The organism is Bordetella sputigena, from assembly GCF_965137885.1.
Taxonomy (GTDB): domain Bacteria; phylum Pseudomonadota; class Gammaproteobacteria; order Burkholderiales; family Burkholderiaceae_B; genus Bordetella_C; species Bordetella_C sputigena.
This window is the reverse complement of record NZ_CBCSCA010000001.1, coordinates 490,245-515,703: the sequence shown is the minus strand read 5'-3', so window position 1 is coordinate 515,703 and position 25,459 is coordinate 490,245. Positions and strand designations below refer to the sequence as shown.

Annotated in this window: 23 protein-coding genes and 1 tRNA gene; 7 read left to right on the top strand and 17 right to left on the bottom strand. The window is 64.4% G+C overall.

Annotated elements, in window-relative coordinates:
* Nucleotides 1-82: 82 nt before the first annotated feature.
* From atpE to ACNA0R_RS02420, 5 genes are all read right to left on the bottom strand, one after another.
* Complete coding sequence (atpE, locus tag ACNA0R_RS02440; protein WP_003815363.1) at nucleotides 83-325, bottom strand: F0F1 ATP synthase subunit C; 243 nt, start codon at nucleotides 323-325, stop codon at nucleotides 83-85.
* A gap of 109 nt (nucleotides 326-434) precedes the next feature.
* Nucleotides 435-1,316 (bottom strand): F0F1 ATP synthase subunit A, encoded by an 882-nt coding sequence (atpB, locus tag ACNA0R_RS02435; RefSeq protein ID WP_094849320.1) that lies wholly within the window; start codon nucleotides 1,314-1,316, stop codon nucleotides 435-437.
* A 65-nt stretch (nucleotides 1,317-1,381) separates the two neighbouring features.
* Nucleotides 1,382-1,843 (bottom strand): ATP synthase subunit I, encoded by a 462-nt coding sequence (locus tag ACNA0R_RS02430; protein ID WP_415824286.1) that lies wholly within the window; start codon nucleotides 1,841-1,843, stop codon nucleotides 1,382-1,384.
* 216 nt (nucleotides 1,844-2,059) lie between these two features.
* A complete protein-coding gene (locus ACNA0R_RS02425) occupies nucleotides 2,060-3,616 on the bottom strand; it encodes a DUF1254 domain-containing protein (protein ID WP_415824285.1) in 1,557 nt (518 codons plus the stop codon).
* Nucleotides 3,617-3,779: 163 nt separating this feature from the next.
* Nucleotides 3,780-4,556, bottom strand: a complete 777-nt coding sequence (locus ACNA0R_RS02420) for an enoyl-CoA hydratase (RefSeq protein ID WP_415824284.1) — start codon at nucleotides 4,554-4,556, stop codon at nucleotides 3,780-3,782.
* A 128-nt stretch (nucleotides 4,557-4,684) separates the two neighbouring features.
* Here ACNA0R_RS02420 and ACNA0R_RS02415 point away from each other — a divergent pair, with 128 nt between their 5' ends.
* On the top strand, nucleotides 4,685-6,451 hold the full coding sequence (locus tag ACNA0R_RS02415; protein ID WP_415824283.1) for a M61 family metallopeptidase: 1,767 nt from the start codon (nucleotides 4,685-4,687) through the stop codon (nucleotides 6,449-6,451).
* Nucleotides 6,451-7,578 carry a tRNA 2-selenouridine(34) synthase MnmH gene (gene mnmH / locus ACNA0R_RS02410; RefSeq protein WP_415824282.1) on the top strand — a complete coding sequence of 376 codons (1,128 nt, stop codon included), beginning with the start codon at nucleotides 6,451-6,453 and terminating at the stop codon, nucleotides 7,576-7,578. Before ACNA0R_RS02415 ends, mnmH begins: the two co-directional genes overlap by 1 nt.
* 78 nt (nucleotides 7,579-7,656) lie before the next feature.
* Here the strand turns inward: mnmH and ACNA0R_RS02405 are convergent, their stop codons facing one another.
* Nucleotides 7,657-8,556, bottom strand: a complete 900-nt coding sequence (locus tag ACNA0R_RS02405; RefSeq protein WP_415824281.1) for an NAD(P)/FAD-dependent oxidoreductase — start codon at nucleotides 8,554-8,556, stop codon at nucleotides 7,657-7,659.
* A 165-nt stretch (nucleotides 8,557-8,721) separates the two neighbouring features.
* Between ACNA0R_RS02405 and folB the strand changes: the two genes are divergently transcribed.
* Nucleotides 8,722-9,081, top strand: a complete 360-nt coding sequence (gene folB, locus ACNA0R_RS02400; protein ID WP_415824280.1) for a dihydroneopterin aldolase — start codon at nucleotides 8,722-8,724, stop codon at nucleotides 9,079-9,081.
* A 69-nt stretch (nucleotides 9,082-9,150) separates the two neighbouring features.
* Nucleotides 9,151-10,155: a tRNA 2-thiocytidine(32) synthetase TtcA gene (ttcA, locus tag ACNA0R_RS02395; protein WP_415824279.1), complete on the top strand. Its 1,005-nt coding sequence runs from the start codon at nucleotides 9,151-9,153 to the stop codon at nucleotides 10,153-10,155.
* 17 nt (nucleotides 10,156-10,172) lie between these two features.
* Here ttcA and ACNA0R_RS02390 read toward each other — a convergent pair whose 3' ends face one another.
* The 5 genes from ACNA0R_RS02390 to hemA all read right to left on the bottom strand — a co-directional run bounded on the left by ACNA0R_RS02390 (nucleotide 10,173) and on the right by hemA (nucleotide 14,402).
* Nucleotides 10,173-10,736 (bottom strand): UbiX family flavin prenyltransferase, encoded by a 564-nt coding sequence (locus ACNA0R_RS02390; protein ID WP_415824468.1) that lies wholly within the window; start codon nucleotides 10,734-10,736, stop codon nucleotides 10,173-10,175.
* Between the two features lie 8 nt (nucleotides 10,737-10,744).
* Nucleotides 10,745-11,071 carry a Grx4 family monothiol glutaredoxin gene (grxD, locus tag ACNA0R_RS02385; RefSeq protein ID WP_415824278.1) on the bottom strand — a complete coding sequence of 109 codons (327 nt, stop codon included), beginning with the start codon at nucleotides 11,069-11,071 and terminating at the stop codon, nucleotides 10,745-10,747.
* Between the two features lie 69 nt (nucleotides 11,072-11,140).
* The gene (gene prmC, locus ACNA0R_RS02380; RefSeq protein WP_415824277.1) at nucleotides 11,141-11,953 is read right to left on the bottom strand and encodes a peptide chain release factor N(5)-glutamine methyltransferase; all 813 of its coding nucleotides are present in this window, start codon (nucleotides 11,951-11,953) and stop codon (nucleotides 11,141-11,143) included.
* A 1-nt stretch (nucleotide 11,954) separates the two neighbouring features.
* Complete coding sequence (gene prfA, locus ACNA0R_RS02375) at nucleotides 11,955-13,037, bottom strand: peptide chain release factor 1 (RefSeq protein ID WP_415824276.1); 1,083 nt, start codon at nucleotides 13,035-13,037, stop codon at nucleotides 11,955-11,957.
* A 90-nt stretch (nucleotides 13,038-13,127) separates the two neighbouring features.
* The gene (gene hemA, locus ACNA0R_RS02370) at nucleotides 13,128-14,402 is read right to left on the bottom strand and encodes a glutamyl-tRNA reductase (protein WP_415824275.1); all 1,275 of its coding nucleotides are present in this window, start codon (nucleotides 14,400-14,402) and stop codon (nucleotides 13,128-13,130) included.
* Nucleotides 14,403-14,570: 168 nt separating this feature from the next.
* On the opposite strand from hemA, the gene ACNA0R_RS02365 reads away from it, so the two are divergent.
* Together ACNA0R_RS02365 and ACNA0R_RS02360 are read left to right on the top strand one after the other, a co-directional pair.
* Nucleotides 14,571-14,646 (top strand) — tRNA-Phe (locus ACNA0R_RS02365).
* 770 nt (nucleotides 14,647-15,416) lie between these two features.
* Complete coding sequence (locus tag ACNA0R_RS02360) at nucleotides 15,417-16,301, top strand: nucleotidyl transferase AbiEii/AbiGii toxin family protein (protein WP_415824274.1); 885 nt, start codon at nucleotides 15,417-15,419, stop codon at nucleotides 16,299-16,301.
* Here ACNA0R_RS02360 and ACNA0R_RS02355 read toward each other — a convergent pair.
* The 5 genes from ACNA0R_RS02355 to ACNA0R_RS02335 form a co-directional block, all read right to left on the bottom strand.
* Complete coding sequence (locus ACNA0R_RS02355) at nucleotides 16,278-17,171, bottom strand: type IV toxin-antitoxin system AbiEi family antitoxin domain-containing protein (protein ID WP_415824273.1); 894 nt, start codon at nucleotides 17,169-17,171, stop codon at nucleotides 16,278-16,280. The genes ACNA0R_RS02360 and ACNA0R_RS02355 overlap by 24 nt on opposite strands.
* Before the next feature lie 632 nt (nucleotides 17,172-17,803).
* Nucleotides 17,804-19,474: a hydantoinase B/oxoprolinase family protein gene (locus ACNA0R_RS02350; RefSeq protein WP_415824272.1), complete on the bottom strand. Its 1,671-nt coding sequence runs from the start codon at nucleotides 19,472-19,474 to the stop codon at nucleotides 17,804-17,806.
* Nucleotides 19,471-21,522 (bottom strand): hydantoinase/oxoprolinase family protein, encoded by a 2,052-nt coding sequence (locus ACNA0R_RS02345; RefSeq protein ID WP_415824271.1) that lies wholly within the window; start codon nucleotides 21,520-21,522, stop codon nucleotides 19,471-19,473. The genes ACNA0R_RS02350 and ACNA0R_RS02345 overlap by 4 nt, the downstream gene beginning before the upstream one ends.
* 73 nt (nucleotides 21,523-21,595) lie before the next feature.
* Nucleotides 21,596-22,570 carry a Bug family tripartite tricarboxylate transporter substrate binding protein gene (locus ACNA0R_RS02340; protein WP_415824270.1) on the bottom strand — a complete coding sequence of 325 codons (975 nt, stop codon included), beginning with the start codon at nucleotides 22,568-22,570 and terminating at the stop codon, nucleotides 21,596-21,598.
* A gap of 138 nt (nucleotides 22,571-22,708) precedes the next feature.
* On the bottom strand, nucleotides 22,709-23,605 hold the full coding sequence (locus tag ACNA0R_RS02335) for a LysR family transcriptional regulator (protein ID WP_415824269.1): 897 nt from the start codon (nucleotides 23,603-23,605) through the stop codon (nucleotides 22,709-22,711).
* Nucleotides 23,606-23,725: 120 nt separating this feature from the next.
* Between ACNA0R_RS02335 and ACNA0R_RS02330 the strand changes: the two genes are divergently transcribed.
* Nucleotides 23,726-24,673 carry a 2-hydroxyacid dehydrogenase gene (locus ACNA0R_RS02330; RefSeq protein ID WP_415824268.1) on the top strand — a complete coding sequence of 316 codons (948 nt, stop codon included), beginning with the start codon at nucleotides 23,726-23,728 and terminating at the stop codon, nucleotides 24,671-24,673.
* A gap of 23 nt (nucleotides 24,674-24,696) precedes the next feature.
* On the opposite strand, the gene ACNA0R_RS02325 is transcribed toward ACNA0R_RS02330, so the two are convergent.
* A complete protein-coding gene (locus ACNA0R_RS02325) occupies nucleotides 24,697-25,458 on the bottom strand; it encodes an amino acid ABC transporter ATP-binding protein (RefSeq protein ID WP_415824267.1) in 762 nt (253 codons plus the stop codon).
* Between the last annotated feature and the right edge of the window lies 1 nt (nucleotide 25,459).

Genomic DNA, 25,459 nt, shown 5'->3' with positions numbered 1-25,459 from the left:
ATCTGTCGGGCCCGGCCCCGGCTTCTTCAACCCGCCGGACACCGACGGGCATGCGCCATCAACCGACGACTTGGCCGATGGATCAGCCAACGAAGGGGTTGGCGAAGGCGAACAGCATCGCGATACCGACGCCGATCAGGAACGCCGCGTCGATCAGGCCAGCCAGCAGGAACATCTTGGTTTGCAGGGCGTTCATCAGTTCAGGCTGACGAGCCGAAGCTTCCAGGTATTTGCCCCCCATCAGCGCGATACCGATGCAAGCGCCGATAGCGCCCAGACCGATGATGAGACCGCAGGCGAGAGCAACGAAAGCTACGTTGGTCATGACAACTCCTTGTTGAGAAATCTGAATGTCAAGAGATAGGAAGTGGTACAGCGCAATGCAAGAAGATCTTGCGTCCCGGCGCGGGCCGGAACCCGCGCCGAAAAACCGGTCAATGTCCTTCGTGAGCCTGGCCGATGTACACCAGCGTCAGCATCATGAAGATAAAGCCCTGCAGCAGCACGATCAGGATGTGGAAGATCGCCCAGATGGAACCGGCCAGCAATTGACCGATGCCCAGCCCGATGCTGGTGCCGTTGAGGCCCGTCCACGCGCCGCCCAGCAGGGCGATCAGCATGAAAATCAGTTCGCCCGCGAACATGTTGCCGAACAACCGCATGCCCAGCGATACGGACTTGGCGGCGTATTCGATGATGTTCAGCAGCAGGTTGAAGGGGAACAGCAGCACGGCGGCGAAGCCATGCGCATGGAACGGCGCGCTGACCAGATCCTTGAAGAAACCGCCCGGGTGCTTGATCTTCAGGCCGTAATAGAACATCAGCAGCAGCACGCCCAGCGACATGCCCATGGGCACATTCAGGTCGGCCGTCGGCAGGATGCGGTGGTAGTACAGCAGGTCGCCGTGGTGGGCGCCCCAGCCGGTCCAGCGCAGGACCGTGGCCAGCAGATCGACCGGAATCAGGTCGAGCGCGTTCATCATCACGATCCACAGGAACACGGTCAGCGCCAGCGGCGAGACGAAGCGGCGCGACACTTCGTTCGGCACGATCGACTTGGCCTGCTCTTCCACCATATCCACCAGCGATTCCACGAACATCTGGAAGCGGCCGGGCACGCCGGTGGTCGCGCGGCGCGCGGCGCGCCACAGGAAGAACACCACGACCAGGCCCATCAGGATGGACCAGAACAGGGAGTCGTAGTTGATGACACCGAAATTGGCGATCGCGGTCTGCTTTTCGCCAATATTGTTGAAGTGCACCAGATGGTGCTGGATGTATTCGGACTGAGGCGACACACCGCTGGCAGCAGCCATATTTCCTACCCTGTTTGCTGTCGCTGGCGCGTCACGCCAGCCATTTTGAACGATTAGTAGCGTCGCTACGACAACTTGCCGGACATCAAGAGCAGCACGTATCCCTTGAGCGTACAGATCAGGCCGATCAGCATGGCCGGCCAGACGATCCTGTCGCCCCCAAGACGCACCGCCAGCCACAACAGCAATACCGTTGCGATCAGCTTGAATGCTTCGCCCAGGAAGAAGGTGAACGGATTGGTTCGGCCCGGCCGGTGCGTGTCCAGCAGCAACCGTAGCGCAAACAAAGAGTTTGGCACCAGATACGCCCCCGCCCCCGCCAGCGCCGATATACCCGCCGCTGTCCCCGCTACTCCCCACGCGATGACTGTTGCCAGTACCGCCATGACGCACTGCGCCACCACGGCCCTGGCCAGCCCTCGGCTTGTTTTCGCACGCAACGCGGCATGCTGTTCCGCACTGAGCACCACCCTGGTCGAGCCACCTTCGGCCCCGCCCTCGGATCCATCCTTGGACAACCCGGTCACGATGCTATCCCGCAAGCGTCAAACTATTGGAGTATAGCTGGAATTCAGGTGCCCTCGCAAATCGCCAAGCCTGACAACTCGCTGAGCGGCGCCGGGAAATGCCGCCCACGCCGCGCCCGTAAACCGGCTCGCTGCCCCCAAGGGGGCTTTTTTGCCGCCGGGCCGCCCCAGGAAAAAAAAGGGGGCGGTTTCCCGCCCCCGGTCACGCTCGAGCCGTCAGTCCTGGACCGGCGGCGGCGCCCATTGCTGATCCAGGGCGATGTCGCGCGGCCAGTACAGCCGCATGTTCAGCATGAAAGGACCGCTCTCGGGCGTCGGCAGCCAGTTGGCCTGGCGCTCGCGGCTGGGCGCGCGGCGCTGGATATAGATGTCCAGCGAGCCGTCCGCGTTGTAGTGCAGCTTGTCCGTGCTGCGGATGGCATAGCGATGCGCCTGGTTCTCCACGAAGGTCTGGTTGGGACCGTACAGGTTGAGCGACCAGAACGCATGCACCGGCGGCAGCTGGCCCTTGTCGAAGTGCAGCACGTAATCGTCGTCGCCGGTCAGCAGGTCGCCGTCCGAATCGATCAGCGTCACGGGATACAGGATGTCCTCCGGCAGCCCCGCGCCCAGGCCCGCGTAGGCCACGGCGGCGCGGCGCAGGTAATTGGTGCCATAGGTGCCGATGCCGCCGAACACGGTATTCCAGCCGTTGATGCCGGTACCCAGCCGGCTGACGTAGTCGGCGATGCGGCGGCCGGCTTCCGGTCCGGCCTGGGTCAGGGCCTGCTGGACGGCGGGCTCCAGCTGCGAGAACGCCAGGGGCGCGCTGGTGCCCAGGCCGATGCGGCGCAGGCGATCCAGCATGGGGTAATCATTCGCGTGCGGCGGGTTGTTGCGCACGGCGTCGGCGAATACCCCGAAGAAGGTGGCGGCGTCCATCGCGGCGATCTGCTCGACCGGTGGCGCGGAGCTGGGCGGCACCTGCGTGGTGGGCGTATAGGCGGCCGGCGGCAGCGGCATGGGCGCCATGGGCTGGGGACCGGGGCGGTTGGGGTACATCGGCGTCAGCGATCCCGGCGACGCGGGCCGGCCCGCCATCGGGGCCGGCGCCGGCGCGACGAAAGGCGTCACGGCGAGATTGGCCTGCCATTGATTCACCGCCGGATAGTCCTGCTGGCCCAGGGCCTGCACATGGCCCACCACCCAACCGACCGACGTCGGGCTGCGCACCACGTCGACACCAGGGGGCAAGGCGCCATTCCAATAAGGCCCGACGATGGCGAAGGTCTGCGCGCCGCCACCGTTGGTGCGCGTGCCCCGCGACGCAAAGACGTCCGTCCACATGTCCAGCAGGGACAGCACGTAATAACGGTTGCCCGCATCCGGCACCCGGACAATCAAGGGGCCGTTGCTGACGTCGTACCACATGCTGGAATACAGGGTATCGGTATTGGGCCAGCGCGCGTTCGGCGTGCCGGCGTCCGGGAAGGCCGTCTTGTGCCCGAACTGATTCATGGGCGCCTTGCCTTCCGCCGGCGAGGCCACATTCGTGGTGTTGCGGCGGGTCAGCTCCATCAACACCATCGGGTAGGCATAGATATAAGCGTCGACCGCCGTATCGTGCAATTCCTGCGCGGTCATCGGCGCGAGCTGCGCCGGCGCGCCGACGGGGGTCTGCGAGACCATCCGCAGCGTGGGTTGGGGAGACTGCGCGGACGCGATGCCGCTGACGCCGAAAATGCAGGCCAGGGCGGCCAGCCGCCATTTAGCGGAATGGGAGGCAGTGGGCATGGAGGGCTCCTTTGTTGTTGCCGGACGGCGCCCGTCAGCAACCGGCGCGCCTGCTCATCCGCACCGTCTGAAAAGCCCCGCCCTCGCTCGTTGGAACCCCAAGGATAGGCGCGTGCCCTGATACATCCTCTGCAAGAGCGTATCAGAACGTAAATTCGCGCGTTCAGCGATGATGGAAATTCGGCTTACGCTTTTCCACGAAGGCCGCCATGCCCTCTTTCTGGTCCGGCGTGCCGAACAACGAATGGAAAGCGCGGCGCTCGAACAGCATGCCCTCGTTCAGCGGCGCTTCGTATGCCCGGTTCACGCACTCCTTGGCCATCATGGCGGCCTGCAGCGGCATGGCGGCGATGACGGTCGCGACCTCAATGGCCTCCTCCAGCAGCTTGTCCGCCGGCACGACGCGCGCCACGAGGCCGGCGCGCTCGGCTTCGTCCGCGCCCATCATGCGGCCGGTCAGCACCATGTCCATGGCCTTGGCCTTGCCGACCGCGCGTGGCAGGCGCTGGGTGCCGCCGGCACCGGGTATCACGCCCAGCTTGATCTCCGGCTGGCCGAACTTCGCCGTATCCGCGGCGACCAGGATGTCGCACATCATGGCCAATTCGCAGCCGCCGCCCAGCGCGTAGCCCGCCACGGCGGCGATCACCGGCTTGCGGATGCGCTTCAGGGTTTCCCAATTGCGCGTGATGTAGTCGGTGCCGTACACGTCCATGTACGACCAGTCTTTCATCGCGCCGATATCCGCGCCCGCCGCAAAGGCCTTTTCGCTGCCGGTGATGACGATGGCGCCGACGGACGCATCCTGCTCGAAGGCCAGGAGCGCCTGGCCCAGTTCATCCATCAAGGCATCATTCAAGGCATTCAGGGCCTTGGGCCGGTTCAGCGTCAATAAACCGACGCGGCCACGCGTCTCGATCAGAACCAGCGATTCACTCATGGATGTCTCCTGTGGTCAAAAATGCTCAGGCTTTCCCCGGCCTGACGGTAGAGCGGGCGCCGCGCCGCGGACGCCGGAACGGGTCTAACCATTAGAATGCGCCCATTTGATGACGCGCTATCGGAATAATGGACCCGCATCCCGTAATTTACCGCCTGCAACCCCGTGACCTGGCGGGTCATCGCTTCCATATCGTGCTTACGGTCGAGTCGCCCGACCCGGACGGCCAGTCGTTGAGCCTGCCAGCCTGGATTCCGGGCAGCTACCTGATCCGCGATTTTTCGCGCCAGATCGAGACGCTCAAGGTCTCGGCCGGCGGCCGCGCCGTGCCGGTGGCGAAGACCGACAACCATACCTGGAAAGCGGCGCCAGCGGCAGGCCCGCTGACGGTGGAATACACAGTCTATGCCTGGGACCTCTCGGTACGGGGCGCCCATCTGGACGAAACCCATGGTTTCTTCAACGGCACCAGCGTCTTCCTGTGCGTGGAGGGGCAGGCGCACCTGCCCTGCCTGGTGGACCTGCAGCCGCCGCCCGGCATCGACGACTGGAAGGTCTATACCAGCCTGCCCGAGGCCCGCGGCATCAAGGGCGCGGCGCGGCGCCATGGCTTCGGCCTGTACCGCGCCCCGGACTACGACGCGCTGATCGACCACCCGGTGGAAATGGGCACGCCGCAGGTCGCGCGCTTTACCGCGCATGGCGCCGAACATGAACTGGTGTTCACGGGCGTCGTCCCACGGCTGGACCTGGCACGCATCACGCGCGACGTCCAGCGCATCTGCGAAACGCAGATCGCTTTCTTCGAACCGCAGTCGCGCCGCGCGCCCTTCCTGGATAGCAGCGACCGCTATGTGTTCATGACGATGGTGACGGGCGACGGCTACGGCGGCCTGGAACACCGCGCGTCCACGGCGCTGATGGCCGCGCGCAAGGACCTGCCCGTCAAGGGCCAGACCGGCCAGGGCGAGGGCTACCGGGGATTTCTGGGGCTGGTCAGCCACGAGTATTTCCATACCTGGAACGTCAAGCGCATCAAGCCGGCCGCCTTCGTGCCCTACGACCTGGCGCGCCCTGCCCTGACCCGCCTGCTGTGGGTCTTCGAAGGCTTTACTTCGTACTACGACGACCTGTTCCTGCTGCGCGCCGGCACCATCACGCGGCCTGATTACCTGCGCCTGCTGGGCAAGACCATTACGTCCGTGGCGCGAACGCCGGGGCGCGCCAGGCAGTCCGTGGCGGAAAGCTCCTTCGACGCCTGGACGCGTTACTACAAGCAGGACGAAAACTCGCCCAACGCCATCGTCAGCTACTACACCAAGGGTGCCCTGGTGGCCCTGGGGCTGGACCTGACCATACGCCGCAAGAGCGGCGGCCGTCATGCGCTGGACGACGTCATGCGCCTGATGTGGCGGCGCTATGGCCGCGATTTCTATCGCGGCTCGCCGGCCGGCATTCCGGAAGATGCGCTGCCGGCGCTGGTGCGCGAGGCCACCGGCGTGGACGCGCGGGCCTACATCGCACGCTATGCCGATGGCCGCGCCGATCCGCCGCTGGCCGACTTGTTGGCCGAACACGGCATTACCCTGCAATGGAAGCCGTCCTCCAACCTGCCCAGCCTGGATGCGCGCACCCGCAAACAGGGCGACGGCGTGGCGCTGGCCAGCGTGCTGGAAGGCGGCGCGGCGCACAAGGGCGGCCTGTCGGCCGGCGATGTCCTGGTGGCCATCGACGGCCTGCGGGTGGATGCGCCGGCCGGCCTGGAAGTACTGCTGGCGCAGTACCGGCCGGGCGATACCGTCACGGTGCACGTGTTCCGCCGGGATGAACTGCGGGCATTCCGTGTGCGCCTGGCCGCCCAACCCGCCCTGGATTGCGTATTGAGCGCTGCTTGATGTCCGACACTACCGTCCGCCCGGACGCCCGTTCTTTCCGCGAACTGTTCCTTTCCGGCGTGCCGCTGCTGGACGTACGGGCGCCGGTCGAATTCGTCCGCGGCGCCTTTCCCACGGCGGTGAACATTCCACTGATGGACGACCGCGAGCGCGAGCAGGTGGGCTTGCGGTACAAGGAACAAGGCCAGCACGCCGCCATCGCCCTGGGCACGCAATTGGTGTACGGCGAGATCAAGCAGGGTCGCATCCAGGCCTGGGCCGATTTCGCCCGCGGGCACCCGCAGGGCTATCTGTATTGCTTCCGCGGCGGCCTGCGCTCGCAGATCACCCAGCAGTGGCTGCGGGAAGAAGCCGGCATCGACTATCCGCGCGTGGTCGGCGGCTATAAGGCGATGCGGACCTACCTGGCGGAGGTCATACGCGCCGCCGCTTCGGCACCCGGCCATCTGGTGCTGGGCGGCCTGACGGGCAGCGGCAAGACCGATGTGCTGCGGGATGTCGATAACGCGGTGGACCTGGAACGGCACGCCAACCATCGCGGCTCGGGCTTCGGCAAACGCGTCACGCCGCAGCCATCGCAGATCGATTTCGAACACCGCCTGGCGATCGACCTGCTGCACAAGCAGGCGCGCGGCTGGCACGCCGTGGTGCTGGAGGACGAAAGCCGGCTGATCGGCGCCAACGCGCTGCCGCTGGAGCTCCTGCACGCGATACAGTCCGCGCCGCTGGTCTGGCTGGATGCCAGCCTGGAGCAGCGCATCGACCGCATCCTGCGGGAATACGTGGTGGAGCTGCGCGCCGAATTCGCGGCCAGCCACGGCGATGCCGGCGACGCCTTGTTCAGCCAGCGCCTGCAGGATAGCCTGACGGCGATTTCACGCAGGCTGGGCGGCGAGCGCCATGCGCGGCTGATGGCGCTGATGCGCGACGCCTTGGCGCGCCAGCTGGAAACGGGCGATTGCGATGCGCACCGGTCATGGATACATGGATTGCTCAGCGAATACTACGATCCGCTTTACGCCCGGCACATGAAGGAAAAAGCGCCGCGCATCGTCTTCCGCGGCAACGCTGAAGCCGTCACCGGCTACTTGCGCGACCAGGCCGCGCGGGGGCGCTCGGTCGGTTAACGTCCTGCCGGGGCCGGCGCCGCATCCGGGGGCGTCTGCGACGCCGGGGCCGGGCCGCGCCAAGGGCGGGATCCGGGATCAGGCGGGACGCTCCAGCTCCGCCTGTATGGCCTTGGCCGCGACCACGCCATCCGCCATGGACGTCACCACGCAGGGATGCATGCGATTCGCCACCTCGCCGATGGCATAGACCCCGGCGGCGCTGGTACGCGCGGTCGCGGCGTCGGTGGTGATATAGCCGCGCGCATCGCGTTCCAACTGCAGGCCGTCGGCGAAAGCCGCCTGCGGCTCCCAGCCGTAGAACACCAGGATCAGGTCATAGCGGCGGCCATTGACGCTGCGCGCGCGCGGATCGACCACATAGTCCCCCACGTGCAGGTCCGGCGTGGCGGCCGCCGCCACCAATTGGGCCCGCGCGCGCACCGTGCGGGAATACAGATGGACTTCGCGGGCGCCGCGCTCGCGCACATAGGCGTAGTTTTCGAAGCCGTTGTCGCCGCCGCCCAGCACCGCCACCGACAGGCCGCGGTAATCCTGTTCGTGGATCGCCACGCCCGGACCGACCAGCACGCCGGGCCACTGCTGGCCCGGCTCCGCGCCCGGCAAACCGCGCGCCCGCACTCCGGTGGCAATGACCAGAAAGCGGCCATGCACCTGGGACGGCGCCCCATCCGCCGTTTCCAGCATGACGTCGAATCCGCGACCGGCGCGCGTCACCTGGCGCGCGCGATGGCAGGTCAATGCCGGCACGCGCGCCGCGGCCACGCTTTGCGCGATATTCGCGGCGACCTGCTGACCCGTGACGCCCGGCAGCACGGCGATCCAGTCATCGCGGAAAGGATTGTCATTTTCCAGGCCGCCCAGGCGCGACGCGGCCTCCACCAGCAGGGGCGACAGGCCCAGCCGCGCCAGCCAGATCGCGCAGGAGGCGCCAGCCGGGCCGCCGCCTACAATGATGGCATCCGATGTATCCCGCATTCCCAGGCGATTTCCGTTCCGATTGATCCGTGGAGATTGACCGTTCCGCGACGATTGTAGCGATAGCGCCGCCCACGCAGGGCGGACCGGAGCGCGGCATACAATGCGGCACACATCCTGAACTCCACGCCAGACCGCGTGCCGCGGACGGGCGCCTTCCGAACCATGCCTACTCGCCGTATCATCTTCTCGCGCCTCGCCCTGGATGCCCGCATCGGGATCCTGGAGCATGAACGCCGCGCCACCCAGCCGCTGCACGTCGATGCCGAAATCGACGTGGACATCACGCGCAGCGTGGACGACCACGATATCCATAGCGTGCTGGACTACCGCGCCCTGCGCGAGGCCATGGTGGAAGAATGCACGCATGCCCACGTCAACCTGATCGAAACGCTGACCGAGCGCGTGGCCGAGCGGCTGATGGCGGACTTCAAGGACATCCGCGCGGTGCGCATCCGCATCAGCAAACCCATGGCGTTTTCCGACTGCGCCGCCGTCGGCGTGGAGATCTATACCAGCCGCTGACACCGCACCGACTTCGCCGCGCGCAGCCGGCCAGCGCCGGGGCCGCGCGGCATCCGACCGCATCTCATCATGAACGCTCCCGATACCTCCGCCTTCCGTGGCCCATCCGCAGACCAGGGAACCAGCCCCTCGCCCGGCAATCGCGCCGCGCGGGAGAAGGCCCGCCTGGAAGCCAACAAACTGGCCAAGCGGCTGGCCCGCGAAACGACGCGCGCCATCTCGGACTACAACATGATAGAAGCGGGCGACCGCGTCATGGTCTGCATGTCGGGCGGCAAGGATTCCTACGGCCTGCTGGACATTCTGATGCGGCTGCGCGAACGCGCGCCCTTCCCCTTCGAGCTGATCGCGGTCAACCTGGACCAGAAGCAGCCCGGCTTTCCCGACCACATCCTGCCCGAGTACCTGAGCGGCCTGGGGGTGCCTTTCCATATCGAAACGCAGGACACCTATTCGGTGGTCACGCGGGTCATCCCGGAAGGCAAGACGATGTGCTCGCTATGCTCGCGCCTGCGGCGCGGCATCCTGTATCGGGTGGCGGGTGAACTGGGCGCCACCAAGATCGCGCTGGGACATCACCGCGACGATATCCTGGGCACCTTCTTCCTGAACCTGTTCTATGGCGGCAAGATCAAGGCGATGCCGCCGAAGTTGGTATCGGACGACGGCAAGCATACGGTGATCCGCCCGCTGGCCTACATACCGGAAGCCGATATGGCCGCCTATGCCGAACAGCGCGGCTTTCCCATCATTCCCTGTAATTTGTGCGGCTCGCAGGAAAACCTGAAGCGCAAGGAAGTCGGCCGCATGATCCAGGAGTGGGATCGCAAGCATCCGGGGCGGGCGTGGAATGTCTTCAACGCGCTGGCCAACGTGGTGCCGTCGCACCTGATGGATCGCCAGTTGTTCGACTTCGTGGGATTGCGGCCCAGCGGACTGGCCGATGCGAACGGCGATACCGCCTTCGATCAGGAAGATCCGGGCAGCCCGGAAACGGCCTGCGGCGATGACTCGGGCAAGGCGGCCGCCGACAATGCTCGCGAGCAGACCTTGAGCTTCGTGCGGTTCGAGTAGAAACCGGAACCGGGCGCTCAGCGGGCGCCTTCCCAGGTCGGTCCGGGCAGGTGTATGCCGAACAGCCCCAGCACCCGGACGATGCTCTGGTCCACCATTTCCTCGATGGAACCGGGCTGGAAATAAAAAGCCGGCAGCGGCGGAAAGATGATCCCGCCCATCTCCGTCACCGCCGTCATATTGCGCAGGTGCGCCAGGTTATAGGGCGCCTCGCGCACCATCATCACCAGGCGCCGGCGCTCTTTCAGCGTGACGTCGGCCGCGCGCGTGATGAGATTGTCGGACAGCCCATGCGCCACCGCCGCCAGCGTGCGTATGGAGCAAGGCACGATCACCATGCCCGCCGTCGGATACGCGCCGCTGGCCAGGGCCGCGCCCACGTCGCGCACGCTGTAGACCTGGTCCGCCAGCGCGTGCACCTGGGCCCGCGTCATATCGAGCTCGTGCTTGATATTCAGTACGCCGGCAGCCGATACGACCAGATGCGTTTCCACATCCGGTACGTCCCGCAATGCCCGCAGCAGCCGGATCGCATACAAGGACCCGGTCGCGCCCGTCACGCCGACGACCAGCCGGCGCACGGCCATCGTCATGCAGTGGCCCCGGCGCCGTCCAGCAGCGACTTCAGTTCGCCGCTTTCAGCCATCTGGCCCATGATGTCCGAGCCGCCGACGAACTCGCCGCCCACATACAGCTGCGGGATGGTCGGCCAGTTGGAAAACTCCTTGATGCCCTGGCGCACTTCGTCATCGTCCAGCACGTTGACGGTCACCAGCTTCTTCACGCCACAGCTCTTCAGCAGCTGGATGGCCTTGCCGGAGAAACCGCATTGCGGGAATTGCGCCGTGCCCTTCATGAAAAGCACGACGGGATGCTGCGTCACGGTCTCGCGGATGAATTCTTGAACGTCGCTCATGGTGTACTCACAAAAGTGATTCTTCCGATCAAGGAAGTGATTCTTTCATTATAGGTATCCGCCAGCATTTCACAGATACCCCCCGGAAATCCTTTCTATCCCGGCCAGGTCGCGCCGGCTGTCCACCCCGCGCAGGCCGGCCGCGGCAAGCAGGCCGCGTACCGCTTCGGCCTGGTCCCAGCCGTGCTCCACCCACAGCATCCCGCCGGGTTTCAGATGGGCCGGCGCGCCCTTGATGATGGCGCGCAAGGCATTCAGGCCATCGGCATCGTCGGTCAGGGCCAGGCGCGGCTCGAAACGCAGGTCGCCTTGTTCCAGATGGGGATCCTGCGCGCGGATATAAGGAGGATTCGAGACGATCACGTCGAATTTCTGCGCCGCGGTCAGCGCGCCGTACCAATCGCCTTCGGCGAAATGCAAATGCGCCTCCAGGCGGATGGCGTTTTCGGCGGCGACCTTCAGGGCTTTCAGGCTGCGGTCAGTGGCCAGCACCGCGGCATCCGGCCGCGCCAGGGCGATGGATATCGCGATCGCGCCGCTGCCGGTGCCCAGGTCCAGGACGGACAACGACTCGAAACCGGCCAGCCATTCCAGGGCGGCCTCGACCAGCAGTTCGGTCTCGGGCCGCGGGATCAGCACATCCGGCGTGACCTTGAACATGCGGCCCATGAATTCCCGCTCGCCCAGCAGGTAGGCCATGGGCTCGCCAGCGGCGCGCCGGGCGGCCAGGACGGTGAAGGCGCGCACGGCCTGCGGCGGCAGCGGATCCGTGTCGTGCGCCAGTATCCAGGCGCGCGGCTTCTCCAGCACGTGCTCCAGCAGCATGCGGGCTTCCAGCCGGGGCAGGCCGGACGCGAACAGGATGTCCTTGGCGCAGGCCAATTCAGACCTCTTCGCCCAGGGCCGCCAGCTGCTCGGCCTGGTGCTCGGCGATCAGCGCGCCGGTCAACTCGTCCAGATCGCCTTCCATGATTTGCTGCAGCTTGTACAGCGTCAGGTTGATGCGATGATCGGTCAGCCGGCCCTGCGGAAAGTTATACGTGCGGATGCGTTCCGAGCGGTCGCCGCTGCCCACCAGGCTCTTGCGCTCGGCCGCTTCCTTGCTCTGCCTTTCACGCTGCTGCTTGTCTTTCAGGCGCGCGGCCAGCACCTGCATCGCCTTGTCCTTGTTGCGGTGCTGCGAACGGTCGTCCTGGCATTCCACCACCAGCCCGGTCGGGATGTGCGTGATGCGCACCGCCGAATCGGTTTTGTTGATGTGCTGCCCGCCCGCGCCACTCGCGCGGAAAGTATCGATGCGCAGGTCCGCCGGGTTGATGACGATCTCGCCGACCGCGTCCGCTTCGGGCATGACGGCCACCGTGCAGGCCGAGGTATGGATGCGCCCCTGCGCCTCCGTGGCCGGCACGCGCTGGACGCGGTGGGCGCCCGATTCGAACTTGAGGCGGCCGTATACGCCCTCGCCTTCGATGCGGACGATGACTTCCTTGTAGCCGCCCAGTTCGGATGGGCTTTCGGACATCAGCTCCACCCGCCAGCCCTGGCGCTCGGCATAGCGCGTGTACATGCGCAGCAGATCGCCGGAGAACAGCGCGCTTTCGTCGCCGCCGGTGCCGGCGCGGATTTCCAGGAATACGCTGCGGCCGTCGTCGGGATCGCGCGGCAGCAGCAGGCGCTGCAGCGCGCCATCCAGCTCTTCCAGCTTGGTTCTGGCGACCTTGATTTCGTCTTCCGCCATCCCCTTCATTTCCGGATCGGAGAGCATTTCCTGCGCGGTCGCCAGGTCTTCCTCCGCGGCGCAGTAGGAAGCGAAGGCAGCCACCACGGGTTCGACTTCGGCGCGTTCGCGCGACAGTTTGCGGAAGCGGTCCATATCGGCGGCGGTATCGGGCTCGGCCAGCATGGCGTCCACCTCGACCAGGCGGCGGGACAATTGCTCCAGCCGGTCACGCATGGAAGATTTCATAAGCGATAAGAATGGGGAAAGAAAACGGGCGCGCGATGCGGGCCAGGGCCGGCGCGGTGCACACGGCGTGGCCATAATCGGGGAGCGTCGCTAACGCCGCGTATCGCGGCCGGGGAACAGGCGCGGGACCATGGCCAGCAGTTGCTCGCGATCGGCGCCTTCGCTGCGGTTGAGCGCGGCCAGGGGACCGTGCAGATATTTTTGTGTCAGGCCGTGCGCCAGCTGTTCCAGTACAGCTTCCGCGGATTCGCCGCGCGCCAGCAGGCGGCGGGCGCGTTCGAGTTCCGCCGCGCGGATGGCATCGGCGCCCTGCTGCAGCTCCTGCACCACGGGCACGATGGCGCGCGATTCCATCCATTGCATGAAATTGCGCACGCGCGTTTCGATAATGGCCTCGGCCTGCACCATCGCCGCGCGGCGGGCATCGTTGCCGCTTTGCACCAACCGGCCCAGGTCGTCCACGGAATATAGATAGACGTCGTCCAGGCGGCCGACTTCCGGCTCTATATCGCGCGGCACGGCAAGGTCGATCATGACCATGGGGCGATGGCGGCGCTGCTTGGTGGCCCGCTCCACCATCCCCAGGCCGAGGATGGGCAGCGAACTGGCCGTACAGGAAACGATGACGTCGAATTCGTGCAGGCGTTCCGTCAGGTCGGCCAGGCGCATGGTGCCCGCCGAGAACCGGCCGGCCAGCGTTTCGGCGCGCTCGACGGTACGGTTGGCCACCACCATTTCGCGCGGCCGTTGGGCGGCGAAGTGGGTGGCGCACAACTCGATCATTTCACCGGCGCCGATGAACAGCGTGCGCGCCTCGCCCATATCGCCGAACACCCGTTCGGCCAGGCGCACCGCGGCGGCGGCCATGGAGACCGAATGCGCGCCGATTTCGGTGGTGGACCGTACTTCTTTCGCGACGGAGAACGTACGTTGGAACAACTGGTGCAGCAGGGTGCCCAGCGAGCCGGCCTCGTCGGCGGCGCGCACGGCGTCCTTCATCTGGCCCAGGATCTGCGGTTCGCCCAGCACCATGGAATCCAGCCCGCTGGCCACGCGGAAGGCATGGCGTACCGCGCCGTCCTGCTGGTGCTGATAAAGATGCGGCCGCAGATCGATGGCCTGCACCTGATTGACGTCCGCCAGCCACGCCGGCAGATGCTCGGCCACGTGCGGTTCGGCCGCGCAATAGACTTCCGTGCGATTACAGGTGGACAGGATGGCGGCTTCGCGCACGGATCCGCCGAAGGCGGAACGCAGCCCGTCCAGGGCCGGCCGCAGCAGATCGACGGGCATGGACACGCGTTCGCGCACCGACACGGGCGCGGATGTGTGATTCAAGCCGAAAGTAAGAACGTCGACCGACATTTGCCATCGCCTGCGTCGCGCCGCAGGGCCGGGATAGTAGGGGCAGTCCCGGGGCGCCTGAGGAGGCTGGCCAGGGCTGGAACGCGTTGAATTATAGCGCTTTGCTACCGACCGGTACGGTTGCAGAGCACGATGTCCAAAAAGTGTGTATAGTAGCGGGCTCGCGTTGGCCTGGTAGCTCAGTCGGTAGAGCAGAGGATTGAAAATCCTTGTGTCGGTGGTTCGATTCCGCCCCAGGCCACCAAGAATTCGATGCCCAGCCTTCATGGCTGGGCATTTTCTTTGGTGCCAGAGACTTAGGCGAAAACTTCGCCCACAACGTCCCAAGCCCGTACCCGTGGGGCCATCTCCCGTGGTCGCGCCGCCCAGGCGCGCCGCCAAGCCGCAAGCGCATCGCGCCGGCCCATAACGATGCTCTCGGCCGGAGGGCGTCAAGAATCAAAGCCGAACAGCCATGACTCCTAGAGGCATAGGGCACAGAGCCCCGCGGCGGCACACCCGGGATACGCTAAGGCCACAAGCATGCGGCAGCACGGCACAACAAAACGCAAAGCAGGGTGCGCGCAGCTTGCCCATACGGGCGACTCAATGACAAAGAGGGCTGAAATACATTGACGGACAAACGCATTGCTTGGCGGGATTGACCGCCGCGACCGGCGAGGTCACGGCCGAACAGCGCCTGCCCTACGAAAAAGCCGTCCTAAACCGGAATCGGATATATGAGGCTCGTATGGGCGACGGCTGACGGCAAGTATCTTCAACGCGATTCGGCGAACATGTACGTTTCCTATGAACATGTACGTTTCCTATGAGATGGTCGTGCATGCAAGCCGAAACCAATGGCGGGAGCTGACGCGTGAGCGGGCCATGCCACAACAGCACATTCATGTGCCCACCAATGTGCGCAGTGGCTATCGCGGCCCGTCCGTGCCAAGAGGCTTCAGACTCCGAAGCGAGAGCCGGAGCCCGGATGCAAATGCGGATGATTTGAAGTAACCCTACGCAGCGACTTTTATGAGTAAACCTCTTACCCTGTCCATCGACCAAATCAAGCGACTGGTCGTCAAGGCCGTCCTGTCCGACGACACGCTATTCGAAAATCTGGTGCTCAAGGGAGGCAATGCGATCGACCTGATCCACCAGATCACCGCACGGGCATCAGTCGATATCGACTTCTCCATGTCAGGCGATTTCCCTGGCGGCGCCGACGAGCTGCATCGGCGTGTAGACAGTGCCTTGACCCGAACCTTTGGGCTCGAGGGTTATCGGGTCTTCGATCTCAAAATGCTTGAAAAGCCCGAGCATCTGAGCAAAGACATGGTCGACTTCTGGGGTGGCTACGGCTTCGAATTCAAGCTGATCAGCGAGGCGCTATACAAGGAGCACGGCCCCGGCATAGAAGCGTTGCGCAAATACGCGCTCAATCTCGGGCAGGGCAAGAAGTTCCTGATCGACGTCAGCCGCCACGAATATGTCGATCATAAGCAAAGCATGGAGTTCGAGGGATACATCATCTATGTGTACTCCCCGGAAATGATCGTCTGCGAGAAGTTGCGGGCGATCTGCCAGCAGATGCCAGAGTACGGCCCCATCATCCGCAGAGGACGTGCGGGTAGCGCGCGTGCCCGCGATTTCGTCGATGTCTACTACCTCGTCACGATGCTGGGCCTGGATGTCACCACAGACGAATACCGGACGGTTATTGCCGAGATGTTCGACCGCAAGCGCGTGCCGCTTTCCTTGCTTGGCCGTATCCGGGACTATCGTGAGTTCCACCGTGTGGACTTCGCCGCCGTGCAGGCGACGATGAGTCCGAATCTCATGCTCAAGGATTTCGACACCTACTTCGAATTCACCCTTGACCTCGTCGCGCGACTACAGCCCCTTGGGGACGTATAGACGCCACGCTTTCACATAGTCCACGTCTCCCATATTGTGCGCTAGATAGAAGTCGTAGTTCATCGGGAATCGCCTGATCAAGTCCAGCAAGCTGGGCCGATAACCCGCTCGCTCCAAATAGAACCCGATAGCCTGATGATAGGGATAGGTGTGGTCTATCTTCTTTAGCATGGCAGCCAAAGCATTGACCGATAGTTGATCTTTGGCCAACTGGAAAGCTTTGAGCACCTCGAAGACCCCGCCGGCGTAGGCCGGGCGGACCGTGATGTCGATGAGCGTGCGCTCCAGGTTGGTCAGGCGGACGGTGACGGGTGTTTCGTTGTCATAGGTTACGGACTCCGTGATCACGCCGAGTTCGTCCGTGTTCTTGCCATTGATGAGATAGATTCGTCTGTCTGCAAAGTCAATGGCGTTGTTGGACTCGCGGGCCTTGCGCTTGAAGGCGGCGTCGATCCGCTCCTGGGCCAGTCCGCCCGTGGACTGGCTCTTGAGATGCTGTTCGTGGTTAAGGTAGATCGTTTTGGGAATCTGCTCGGTCAAACCATGCATACGGACAGCGGTGTAATGACTGTAATAGCAGCTTGGCTTGAGGGTGAGCAAGACTTCCAGCAAGGGCACGGAACCCCAGACGAAACGTGTTTCTGCCCGGTGGGGGAAAGGAAAGCGAAGCGTCTTGAGCTTGCCGTGCTTTTCCAGGAAGTCGATGAACTCCTGCGTGGTGGTACGTTGAGCAAGACGCCACCCCGCCCGCTGTTCAGCCAGAATCTGCTGTAGATCCGTCAGCTTGAAAACGGGCGATGACTGGCCAGCCAGGTAATCCAAGATGTCCGGCTTGGCGATCTGGATGCGTGAGCGAGCCGTCGTTGTCATATCGTACTAGGAAGTATATATACTTCCTAGTATACGCATTTTTCACCAACCGGATGTCGGAGGTCAAAGAGCCCGTGCAGTAGGCTTGTTGGGCGAGCCGGTCCGGCGTCTTTAACAGTCTGGCGCCCTTCATGATTAAGGTGGGGATCGCCAGCTGATCGAGTGGAAAGGGACGCGGGGGAGGCGCATCGGCGAAGTATATATACTTCGCCGATGCGCCATGCTGCAAGAACCGCTCGCGGCGTTCCCATGTAGTTCCAGGCACCAGGGGGTATATATACCCCCTGGTGCCCGGACCGGTTTCGACTGCCTGATATCAACGTATCCTGATAGTGAGCACACTGCGTGTGTCCCATGATGTATATATACATCATGGGACCTCATCAACGTCCTTCAACTAAAAAGGCCAGTCCCCTGAGTACCTCAGGGAGAAAACGATATGAGCGTCCATCAGGATCAGCAGAGACTCACCGGCTTGCCGCCGTCCGAAAAAGATACACAAATCGGACAGAGGTACCCTGTAAACAGTCTCACGACCCGGGACTCCATCGAAACGTTGAAAAGGCCCCGTCTTCAACGACCGGGCCTTTTCTGTCGGCCAAATTTGCCGCCCAATATTTTGCTTCTGGGCGCTACCCAGCTTCGTAGCCGTACGCCGTCCGCGCCGTTACTGCGTCAATGTTCCCGGCGCGCAGGTCCTCGCGCACCAAGTCGCGGGGACGTTCCCGCGGATCGCCGTACCCCCCGGCGCCAGGGGTAATGACCTCGACAATGTCGCCGGCTTTCAACACCCCGCTGTTGCCCTGGAACGGCTTCGTCCCCGGCCCAAAGCGCAGTTCGCCCTTCCCGCCCGGTCCGCCACCCTCCAGTCCCCACGGCGCGTATTTGTGCCGCGAGCCGTTCACCATCATCCGGCAATCGCGTTCGGCGCGGTAGACGCGGCGAAGGCCCATGCCGCCGCGTTGGCGGCCGGGGCCGCCGGAGTCGTCGACCAATTCGTAGCGCAACAAGGTCAGCGGATATTCCTGCTCCAGGGATTCCGCGGGCAGGTTGGAGGTGTTGGTCATATGCACGTGCACGCCGTCCAGGCCGTCCAGATGTTGCCGCGCGCCCATGCCGCCGCCTATGGTTTCCAGGTAGGCCCAGGCGCTGCCGTCCTCCCGCGTTCCGGAAAACACCGCGGACACGCACGAGCCGTTGCCCGCGGCGGTGACGCGATCCGGGATGGCGGGCGCCAATGCGCCATAGACCAGGTCCACCACACGCTGGCAGGCGTTGATGCGGCTGTTCACCGCCGCCGGGTGCTTGCAGTTCAACACCGTGCCTTCCTTGGCCGTCACCGTCAGGGGCCGCGCCAGGCCGCTGTTGGGCAATACCTCCGGATCCACCAGGCTCTTGACCGCGAAATACACAGCGGCCAACAAGGCGGTGTAGACCACATTGATCGATGCGCGCACCTGTGGCGGACTGTCGAAATGCAGGCGCATCGCGTCGCCTTCGACGACGATTTCCACGGACATCTCCAGGTCCAGGTCCTGGCCATACGGATCGAAGCGGTCCGCGTAGCGATAGGTGCCGTCGGGTATGCGTGCGATGCCGGCCCGCATCTTCTTCTCGGCATAATCCTGCAGCGCCTGACCGGCCGCCACGATGGTGTCGGCGCCGTAGCGCTCGCACAGTGACTGGATGCGCTGTACGCCCAGCTGGTTGGCCGCGCGCTGCGCGCGCAAGTCGGACAGGCGCTCTTCCGGCACCTGGCAGTTCAGCAGGATCAGCTCCTGCACCTCTCGCTGCAGCTCTCCGGCCCGATAGAGCCGGACCGGCGGAATACGCAGGCCTTCCTGGTAGATGTGAGCATTGCCGCGGTCGATGAAGTCCGCGTGATGAGCGGTATTCATGGCCCAGGCCACCACGCGACCATCGAAGAAGATGGGCTCGGCCAGCACGATGTCGGGCAGGTGCGTGCCGCCGCCCTCATAGGCGTCGTTGCCGATGAAGACATCGCCCGGGTTCAACGTCTCGGGCCGGTAGCGCGCCAGAATATGCGGCAGCATCGCCAGAAAGCTGCCCAGATGCATGGGAATGTGCTCGGCCTGGCATAGCACCTGTCCCTGCGCGTCGAACAGCGCGGTCGAGCAATCCCGCCGCTCCTTGATGTTCGTCGAGTAACTGGTTCGCACCAGCGCCTCGCCCATCTCGTCGGCGATGGACGCGAACGCATTGCCCAGGATTTCCACGGTGATCGGATCCAACTGGGCGGGCGATCCGGTCGCCGCCACCGCGGCGAACTGCTGCATATTCATTGGAACTCCAGAATGATGTTTTCCTGCGCGTCGACGTTCGCGCGCATGCCGGGCAATACCAGGGTCGTGGCGTCCATCTGCTCGACGATCGCCGGGCCCTGGAACGCATGGCCGGATCGCAGGGAGGCACGTGCATAGACCGGGCAGGTCATCCAGGACTTCTGCTCCGAGAACCACACGTCGCGCCGGCCGATGATCGCGCCGGCAATGTCTTCCCGGGTGGGCTCGATATCCGGCAAGGCGATCTTCGGGGTCTTTCCTATGGCGGCCAGCCGGCAGGTGACCAGCTCTATCTTTCCTTCCGGCACGACGAAGCCATACTGACGTTGATGCGCCTGCTCGAAACCGTCGACCAGGCCGCGCAACAGTGCCGCGTCGGCGTCCGCTTGGCGCACGGGCACCGAGAGCTCGTAGTTCTGCCCCGCATAGCGCATGTCCACGGTCATTTCGACGACGCGGGCGTCTGCTCCCACGCGTTCGCCCTCGAACCAGGCGGATGCTTCACCGGCCAGCTTGCCGAAGGTATCCCGGATGGCCGGCACGGCTTCCGGTCGCAACTCCTGGAATTGCGTCTGCATGAAGTCGGTGCGCAGATCCGTCAACAGCAGACCCATCGCGCAGAGGATGCCGGGCGTCTTCGGGATGATGATCCGCTGCATGTCGAGCTCGCGCGCCAGCCTGGCGGCGTGCAGCGGCCCGGCTCCGCCGAAGGCGAACAGCGCATACCCGCGCGGGTCGTGGCCTCTTTGCACGCTGATCACGCGGATGGCCTTGGCCATGTTGGCCGTGGCCACCGCGATGATGCCATGTGCGGCTTCCATCAGGCTCAGTCCCAGCTTATCCGCCAGGCGTTGGATGGCCGCCTCGGCAAGATCCTTACGCACGGTCAGCCGCCCGCCAAGCAAGGTGGTTGTGTTGAGCGTGCCCAGCACGATGTTCGCATCCGTGACCGTCGGTTCGTCGTTGCCCTTGCCATAGCACGCCGGACCGGGATCGGCGCCCGCGCTGCGGGGGCCGACCTTGAGCAGCCCGCCGTTATCGACGTAGGCAATGGAACCGCCGCCCGCGCCCACGGCGTGGATGTCCAGCATGGGGGCCTTGATGGGATAGCCGCCGGCATCCGCCTGGTTCGCCTGCGCGCACTGGCCGTCCGTCAGCAGCGCCACGTCGCTGCTGGTGCCGCCCACATCGAAGGTAATGACGTTGGGAAAGCCGGCCTTGCGGGAAATGGCCTGCGCCGCCACCACCCCGGTCGTGGGACCGGACAGGATGGTGCGGACAGGCAGGCTGGCCGCCATATCGAAACTGATGATCCCGCCGTTGGACTGCGTCAGCTTGGGCTCGACCGTGATGCCCAGGCTCTTGATGCGATCGTACAGACGCCGGATATAGCGCTGCATGACCGGGCCGAGATACGCGTTGACCACCACGGTCGACATGCGCTCGAACTCGCGGAACTCCGGCGCCACGTCGCTCGATGTGCAGATGAAGACGCCAGGCAATGCTTCCCGCAGGATATCCAGCGCGCGCCGCTCGTGGCCGGGATTGCGGTAGCTATAGAGAAAGCACACCGCCACCGATTGCACGCCCTCTTCCGCCAGGTCCCGCGCCGCCGCGCGCAGTCCGTCCTCGTCCAGGGCCAGGTCCACTGAACCATCGTGGCGCAGCCGTTCGACCACGCCCTTGCGCAGGACGCGCGGCACGAGCACGACCGGTTTCACCGCCTGGGTGTCGTACAGGTGGGGGCGCTTCTGCCGGCCGATCTCCAGCAGGTCGCGAAAGCCGTCCGTGGTGATGAGTCCGGTGGGCACGCCGCGCAGCTGTATCAGCGCATTGGTGGCGACAGTCGTCCCATGGCCCAGGAAGCTCACGTCGCGCGGGTCGGCACCGGCACGTTCCAGCGCTTGTGCGATCCCGTCGGCGATTCCTACCGAAGGATCCTCGGGCGTGGAAGAAAGCTTCCAGACATGGCTCGCGCCTGTCCTGTCATTGAATAAACACACGTCCGTGAACGTGCCGCCGGAATCGACGCCTAGTCGCCAAGCCATGTTCCATCCTGTTCCGCGTTATTTACAAAAGACCCGCCGGTACCGCGGAAGCGGCCGCGCGGGCCGTCATCCGCTACTGCAATTCCAAGCCCAATCGGTCGATGATGTTCTTGAATTCCTTGTTGTCGGCCCGCACCCGCCGAGTCGCTTCCTCGGTGCTGGATACGACCGGGACCAGCCCCATATCCTCCAGCTTCGCGCGCGTCGCGGGGTCGTTGAGGAAGGCCGCGATTTCGTGCTGGATCTTCTGGACGACATCCGCCGGCGTCGCCTTGGGCGCGGCGACGCCATACCAGGGCAGGCTCTGGAATCGCACCCCCGATTCCTCGAAGGTCGGGACATCCGGCAGCTGACGGATGCGCTTCGCGCTGGAGACCGCCAGCGGGCGTACCTTGTTCGTGCGGATCATCGGGATCTCGGTAATGACGTTGTCCATCATCGAATCCAGGGATCCTCCCAGCAGATCGGTCTGCTGCTGCGGCGTCCCTTTATAGGGAATCAGGTTCAGCTCGATGCCGGCGGTCGCGACGAACTGCTGGGCGGCCATGTATTGATGCGAGCCGATTCCCGATGAGCCCAATGACAAAGACCTGGGCTTGGCCTTCGCCGCGGCCAGATAGTCCGCCAGCGTCTTGATGGGCGACTTCTGGTCCACCACCAGAACGAAGGGCACCTCGCCGATCACGATGATGTTGACGAAGTCGCGGTCGCTGTCGAACGGCGGCTTTTTGTACAGATAAGGCGTGATCGAGGTATTGCCCGATGAGGTCAGGACCAGCGTGTAGCCGTCCGGCTCGGACCGCATGGCCTGCGTCATCGCGATGACGCCGCCGGCGCCCGGCTTGTTCTGCACGATCACCGACTGGGCCCAGACTTTGCCCAGGTGCTCGGCGAGCATGCGCGCCATGATGTCGGACGTACCGCCCGACGTGAAAGGCACCAGCAGCGTTATCGGCTTATCCGGATAGGTCGCCGACGCCACGCCGATGTGGCAAGCCAGCATGGCGGCGCCCAGCCAGCCCACGAAACCCATGAAACGCCTGATCATTTGCTTCCCCTTGTAAGAGACCGGACCCGTTTCTCGATACGGGATACCCGGAAGCCGTCATGATCGAAGACGCATGCAGGCGTCGCAAATTCTTTGTACGCGTGCAGCCATTCACTTCAGGAATGACTGGTGATAACCCTAGAGTGCTTTCAGGCAGTCTTCCAGCGTTTCAACGAAGCGTTGTCCCTGTATCGACAAGGGCACGCGCTCCGATAGCACGAGGCCGATGCGCATCAGGCATGTGGGCACGAAGGGCCGGCATTCGATATTGGAATAGTTGTTCGCCGCCAGCGAAAGGCGATCGACCACCGCCACGCCGTATCCTTCTTCGACGATGCGGCAGGTCACGCCGGTATTGTTGACGCGGATTTCCGCGGGCAATGGCACGCCCGCGCCGGTGAACGCGTTCTCCACCATTTTCCCCAGGCCCAGGCTGGACCGATACGCGATCAGCGGCTGCCCGGCCAGGTCTTCGGGACTGATTTCGGACTTTGCGGCGAGCGCATGCCCCTTGGGGAAAATGCACACCATGGGCGCCGACCATACGGTACGCACCAAAGGGAATTCTTCTTCCGGACCGGTGATGACGATGCCGATATCGGTGTGCTGGTTGCGCACGCTGCTGACGATGGCGTCCGCGCCCGACACCGTCAAGCTCAGTCTCGCCTCGCGCCACGCCTGCTTATAGCGCGCCACCACCCGGGGCAGCAGCCAGGTCGCGATCGCCGCGGTCGACTGCACGTTCAAGTGCGCGGCCTGGCCGGCCTGCAGTTCGGCGGCGACCTGCAGGAAGGAACGTAATTCTTCATTGACGCGATTGCCTTCGACCATCAGGGCATAGGCGTCGGCGGTGGGCTTGAGCCGGCTTCCGGCGCTACGGACGAACAGCTGGAATCCGAGCTGACGCTCCAGCGCGCCGAGCGTCTTGCTGATGCTGGGTTGCGTCGTGCACAGCAGATTGGCGGCGCCCTGGGCGGAACCGGTCTGCATCAAGGCCAGAAAGACCTCGATGTATCGGAGGCGGATAGAAGTCATTCTCGAAACGAATAGGCGTGCGGTGAAAAAGAATTGGCGGGCCCGTCGGGGCGGCCTCACCATATGCTGGCTGATTGCAAAACCGATAGTCCAGACACGGATCGAGGCAAGGGTCGAAGAATGAAACTCCTACTGTATGTCGGCGGTGACGCGACACGAACAAAGATGTTCCTGGACGCTTTCACAGCGCGCCTGCCGGAAGCGGACATCCGCGTATGGGAGCCTGGCGATAGCGCCGCGGCCGACTATGCGCTGGTCTGGAAACCGCCCGCTGAACTGCTGGCCGGACGCCCTGGCCTGAAGGCGGTGATCTACCTGGCGGCCGGGGTGGAATACCTGGCCGAGCTGTTGCGGCGCAACCCCGGGCTGGTGCCCGCCCACGTGCCGCTGCTGCGGCTCGAAGATGCCGGCATGGGCAGGCAGATGGTGGAGTATGCGAAGTACCATGTTCTGCGCTATTTCCGCCGCATGCACGAATACGATGTCGACCGCGGCAAGCGGGAATGGCGCAAACGGCCGCCTGAAGCGCTATCCGGGTTCTCCGTCGGTGTGATGGGCCTGGGCGTGCTGGGCCGGCAGGTCGCGACGGATATCGCGGACATGGGTTTTCCGGTGCGAGGCTGGAGCCGCTCGCCCAGGCAGATCGAGGGCATACGGTGCCACGCGGGCCAGGAGCAGCTCGGCGATTTCCTTGATGGCCTGCGCGTGCTGGTGAATCTATTGCCGCTTACGCCGGAAACCGAGAACATCCTCAATCGCGATTGCTTCGACCGCATGCGCGCCCCCGGCTATCTCATCAATATCGGGCGCGGCCACCACCTGGCCGAAGCCGATCTGCTGGCGGCCATCCAGGATGGCCGCATTGGCGGCGCGGCGCTGGACGTCTTCCGGCAGGAACCGCTACCGGCCGACCATGTGTTCTGGAGCGAGCCTCGCATCAACATTACTCCGCACATTGCAGCCGTCACCCTGAACGATGAAGGGATAGCGCAGGTCGTCCAGAAGCTGCGCGCCCTGGAGGACGGACTGCCGGTATCCGGCCACATCGATATGGCTCGCGGCTATTGATATTGAGTTCGCCATCCCTTCGCTCAGTGCAGCAGCTGGGCCAGGAAGCGCTGGCTGCGCTCGTGCTTGGGCGACCCGAAGAAGGACGCCGGCGTGTCCTCTTCGATGATGGCGCCGCCATCCATGAAGACGACACGATCGGCGACCTCGCGGGCAAAGCCCATCTCATGCGTGACGCAGATCATCGTCATGCCGTCGTTGGCCAGCGTACGCATGACGTCCAGCACCTCTTTGATCATTTCGGGATCCAGGGCGGACGTGGGCTCGTCGAACAGCATGATGCGCGGCTTCATGCACAGCGATCGCGCGATGGCGACCCGCTGCTGCTGCCCGCCTGACAGCTGGCTGGGATACTTGCGCGCGTGATCGCCCATGCGTACGCGTTCAAGGAAAGTGTTCGCGATCCCTTCCGCCTCGGCACGTCCGATGCGCCGCACGCGGGTCAGCGCCAGCGTGCAGTTCTGCAGTACCGTCAGGTGCGGGAACAGATTGAAATGCTGGAACACCATGCCGGTGTTCTTGCGGATTTCGCGCATCGTCCTGGCGTCCTCGCCCACCGGAAGTCCGTTGGCCAGTATCGTGCCCTGGTGGTGCCGCTCCAATCCGTTGATGCAGCGGATCAGCGTCGACTTACCCGATCCCGACGGCCCGCAGATGACGATGGTTTCGCCCGGGGCCACGCTAAGGTTGACGTCGCGCAAGGCGTGGTATTTGCCGTACCACTTGTTCAGGCCGGAGATTTGCACGGCGGGGCCGGACGCCGTTGCAAGCGGTTCTTGTCTCATG

Coding starts and splice junctions, on each gene's coding strand:
- ACNA0R_RS02335 (WP_415824269.1), bottom strand. CDS start 23,605: ATGACTTCTATCCGCCTCCGATACATCGAGGTCTTTCTGGCCTTGATG.
- prfA (WP_415824276.1), bottom strand. CDS start 13,037: ATGAAATCTTCCATGCGTGACCGGCTGGAGCAATTGTCCCGCCGCCTG.
- ACNA0R_RS02415 (WP_415824283.1), top strand. CDS start 4,685: ATGGACCCGCATCCCGTAATTTACCGCCTGCAACCCCGTGACCTGGCG.
- ACNA0R_RS02405 (WP_415824281.1), bottom strand. CDS start 8,556: ATGCGGGATACATCGGATGCCATCATTGTAGGCGGCGGCCCGGCTGGC.
- ACNA0R_RS02360 (WP_415824274.1), top strand. CDS start 15,417: ATGAGTAAACCTCTTACCCTGTCCATCGACCAAATCAAGCGACTGGTC.
- atpB (WP_094849320.1), bottom strand. CDS start 1,316: ATGGCTGCTGCCAGCGGTGTGTCGCCTCAGTCCGAATACATCCAGCAC.
- atpE (WP_003815363.1), bottom strand. CDS start 325: ATGACCAACGTAGCTTTCGTTGCTCTCGCCTGCGGTCTCATCATCGGT.
- ACNA0R_RS02325 (WP_415824267.1), bottom strand. CDS start 25,458: ATGAGACAAGAACCGCTTGCAACGGCGTCCGGCCCCGCCGTGCAAATC.
- ACNA0R_RS02425 (WP_415824285.1), bottom strand. CDS start 3,616: ATGCCCACTGCCTCCCATTCCGCTAAATGGCGGCTGGCCGCCCTGGCC.
- ACNA0R_RS02330 (WP_415824268.1), top strand. CDS start 23,726: ATGAAACTCCTACTGTATGTCGGCGGTGACGCGACACGAACAAAGATG.
- ACNA0R_RS02345 (WP_415824271.1), bottom strand. CDS start 21,522: ATGGCTTGGCGACTAGGCGTCGATTCCGGCGGCACGTTCACGGACGTG.
- ttcA (WP_415824279.1), top strand. CDS start 9,151: ATGAACGCTCCCGATACCTCCGCCTTCCGTGGCCCATCCGCAGACCAG.
- folB (WP_415824280.1), top strand. CDS start 8,722: ATGCCTACTCGCCGTATCATCTTCTCGCGCCTCGCCCTGGATGCCCGC.
- ACNA0R_RS02355 (WP_415824273.1), bottom strand. CDS start 17,171: ATGACAACGACGGCTCGCTCACGCATCCAGATCGCCAAGCCGGACATC.
- mnmH (WP_415824282.1), top strand. CDS start 6,451: ATGTCCGACACTACCGTCCGCCCGGACGCCCGTTCTTTCCGCGAACTG.
- ACNA0R_RS02350 (WP_415824272.1), bottom strand. CDS start 19,474: ATGAATATGCAGCAGTTCGCCGCGGTGGCGGCGACCGGATCGCCCGCC.
- hemA (WP_415824275.1), bottom strand. CDS start 14,402: ATGTCGGTCGACGTTCTTACTTTCGGCTTGAATCACACATCCGCGCCC.
- ACNA0R_RS02340 (WP_415824270.1), bottom strand. CDS start 22,570: ATGATCAGGCGTTTCATGGGTTTCGTGGGCTGGCTGGGCGCCGCCATG.
- grxD (WP_415824278.1), bottom strand. CDS start 11,071: ATGAGCGACGTTCAAGAATTCATCCGCGAGACCGTGACGCAGCATCCC.
- ACNA0R_RS02420 (WP_415824284.1), bottom strand. CDS start 4,556: ATGAGTGAATCGCTGGTTCTGATCGAGACGCGTGGCCGCGTCGGTTTA.